Annotated in this window: 4 protein-coding genes; 3 read left to right on the top strand and 1 reads right to left on the bottom strand. The window is 62.7% G+C overall.

What is annotated here, in order from left to right:
- Window positions 1-195 precede the first annotated feature (195 nt).
- Entirely contained in the window at window positions 196-498 is a 303-nt protein-coding gene (locus HKL97_RS12970; RefSeq protein ID WP_291426033.1) for a hypothetical protein, read from the bottom strand.
- A 49-nt stretch (window positions 499-547) separates the two neighbouring features.
- On the opposite strand from HKL97_RS12970, the gene HKL97_RS12965 reads away from it, so the two are divergent.
- From HKL97_RS12965 to mtnA, 3 genes are read left to right on the top strand one after another with little or no spacing between them, the layout of a single operon-like run.
- Window positions 548-988 (top strand): DUF983 domain-containing protein, encoded by a 441-nt coding sequence (locus HKL97_RS12965; protein WP_291426032.1) that lies wholly within the window; start codon window positions 548-550, stop codon window positions 986-988.
- A complete protein-coding gene (locus tag HKL97_RS12960; RefSeq protein WP_291426030.1) occupies window positions 981-1,457 on the top strand; it encodes a UPF0262 family protein in 477 nt (158 codons plus the stop codon). Before HKL97_RS12965 ends, HKL97_RS12960 begins: the two co-directional genes overlap by 8 nt.
- A gap of 11 nt (window positions 1,458-1,468) precedes the next feature.
- Complete coding sequence (gene mtnA, locus HKL97_RS12955; protein WP_291426028.1) at window positions 1,469-2,557, top strand: S-methyl-5-thioribose-1-phosphate isomerase; 1,089 nt, start codon at window positions 1,469-1,471, stop codon at window positions 2,555-2,557.
- Window positions 2,558-2,604: the final 47 nt, after the last annotated feature.

The raw sequence follows: 2,604 nt of genomic DNA, 5'->3' as shown, positions 1-2,604 counted from the left end.
GTTTCGGTGGTGTCTTCGATGGTCACGGGATTTGCTCCTTGATCAGGGTGAATGAAGTTCGGTTCTTTGGCGTCCGGCACTGGATCGTCTCTTGTCACGGTCTGTGACCCTTTTTCCTGTTCGCGTGCGGGGCCTCTCGACCGATACGATGTTGACTCGGTTGCGGCGCGAATCGCGCGACGCACGCAAGAATCGCTATTCCGCCCGTCGCACCGCGCTGTCAATAAAAAGCGTCATAAAATGCTCTGATTCGATCACTTTTTTGTGGTCCGTGCAAAAAAATCGCTCCGGAATCAATCCGGCCGCATGCTTCGTGCGTTTGGCAAGACAAAACACATTGCTTAAGAAAAACAAAACCCCGCGCCGCAGGCACATGCACAACCGCCTGACGGAGATGCTGCGGGGCGCGCATCCGGGAAATTCACGCCCGGCATTTCCCGCGCGCAACGCAGCAACCGTTGCCTGAAAACCACGCCCGGGGCGCGATACCGCCGCCATGTTCGTCCGGCGCTTGAACTTGGGCGCAATGCGGTGACTAATGCAGCCCATGAACAAACCGCAAGACTACCAACCGGATTTTGAAAGCTGGCCACCCGCCGGGACGCACGCCAAAACTGGATGGGCGGCGGATAGCTGGCCCGCCACCATCGGCCGCGGCATCATGGGCCGTTGCCCGAATTGCGGCACGGCGCCTATCTTCGATGGTTACCTCAAGGTGCATAAACGCTGCCTGCACTGCGCCGCACCTTTGGGCGACATGCCCTCCGATGACGCGCCGCCCTACATCGCCATGCTGATCGTGCTGCATGTGCTCGCCTTGTTTCTCGTGTTTTTTTATAGAGGCGACTATCATCCGGGCATTTTAATGGCAGGCGTGCTGCTGGCCATGCTGGCGCTGGTGTGCATGGTTGCCCTGCGCATGGCGAAGGGCGCCGTGATCGGGATTATGCTGAAACTTGGCATGAAGCGAGAGGTTCCCAATGGCTGAAACAACGGGACAGTTGACGCGCGTGATCCTGGAGGGCGGACCGCTGCACCGGATCTCGGCCTTGCAGGAAGCCGACCGGGAGCAGGCTGTCGCTGACTTGCAGGCGGAGAACGAGTTTCACCCCGCCGCGCACCCCGGGCTGCAAAGCATCCTGCATCTTTCCATCCAGGAGGGCAGGCTCGTTTTTGATATCCGCGATGCCCAGGATGCCCCCGTGGTCGCCGTGATGCTGGCGATGGGGCCGTTCAAAATGTTGATCAAGGATTACCAGATGCTGCTCGACAGCTACGCCAGCGCCATCGCCGAAGGCCGCGAGGCGCGCATTCAGGCGATCGATATGGGCCGGCGCGGCCTGCATAATGAAGGCGCGGAGCTGATGATTGAACGGCTCGCCGGCAAGGTGGTGATTGATTTTCCAACCGCCCGGCGGTTATTCACCTTGGTCTGCGCACTGCACCAAAAACTTTAGGACACGATACGATGAAAATTGACGGCACGCCCTTTCGTTCGATCTGGGTGGATGACACGGATCGCTGGTCGGTCCGCATTATCGACCAGACCAAGCTGCCCTGGTCGATCGACCTTGCGCGGCTGACCACGATGGAAGGTGTCGCGCATGCGATAAAGGCCATGCTGGTGCGCGGCGCGCCGCTGATCGGCGCCTCCGCGGCTTATGGCGTGGCGCTGGCGATGCGCGCTGATGCATCGGATGCAAGCCTTGCCAATGCCATCGCGGTATTGGGCGCCACGCGGCCAACCGCGATTAACCTGCGCTGGGCGCTGGCGCGCATGCAGCAGGCGTTGCAGCCGCTCAGCCCCGCCGCGCGCACGGCGGCGGCCTACGGCGAGGCGGCGGCGATTTGCGATGAGGATGCGGCGACCAACCAGGCCATCGGCAGGCATGGCCTGCCGTTGATCGCAGCCCGCGCGGCCAGCGGGCGGCGGGTGAATGTGCTCACCCATTGCAACGCCGGGTGGATCGCCACGGTGGACTGGGGCACGGCGCTGGCGCCGATCTATATGGCGCATGATGCGGGCATTGATGTGCATGTGTGGGTGGAGGAGACGCGCCCGCGCAACCAGGGCGCCTCGCTCACCGCCTGGGAGCTTGGTAAACATGGCGTCAATCACACCGTGATCGCCGACAACGCGGGCGGGCACATGATGCAGCGCGGGGATGTGGACCTGGTGATCGTCGGCACCGACCGCGTGACGCGCGCGGGCGATGTCGCCAACAAGATCGGCACCTATCTCAAGGCGCTGGCGGCGCGCGACAATGGCGTGCCGTTCTGGGTCGCGCTGCCCTCCTCCACCATCGATTGGACGATCAGCGATGGTCTCGCCGATATTCCCATCGAGGAACGCGCCGCTTCGGAAGTGACGACGATGACCGGGCGCGCGCTCGATGGTTCGATCGCGACGATCCGCGTGGTGCCCAAGGACAGCCCGGCGGCGAACCCGGCGTTTGATGTGACGCCGGCGCGGCTGGTCTCGGGGCTGATCACCGAACGCGGGCTGTGCGAGGCCAATGAGTTCGCGCTTCGCGAAATGTTCAGGGATCTTGCGTAAATCCCTGGCGCTGCTGCTGGCAATGGCCGGGTGCGTGGCGCCGGATG

Source organism: Acidocella sp. (genome assembly GCF_013044125.1).
GTDB lineage: Bacteria > Pseudomonadota > Alphaproteobacteria > Acetobacterales > Acetobacteraceae > Acidocella.
This window is presented reverse-complemented; position numbering and strand designations above follow the sequence as displayed.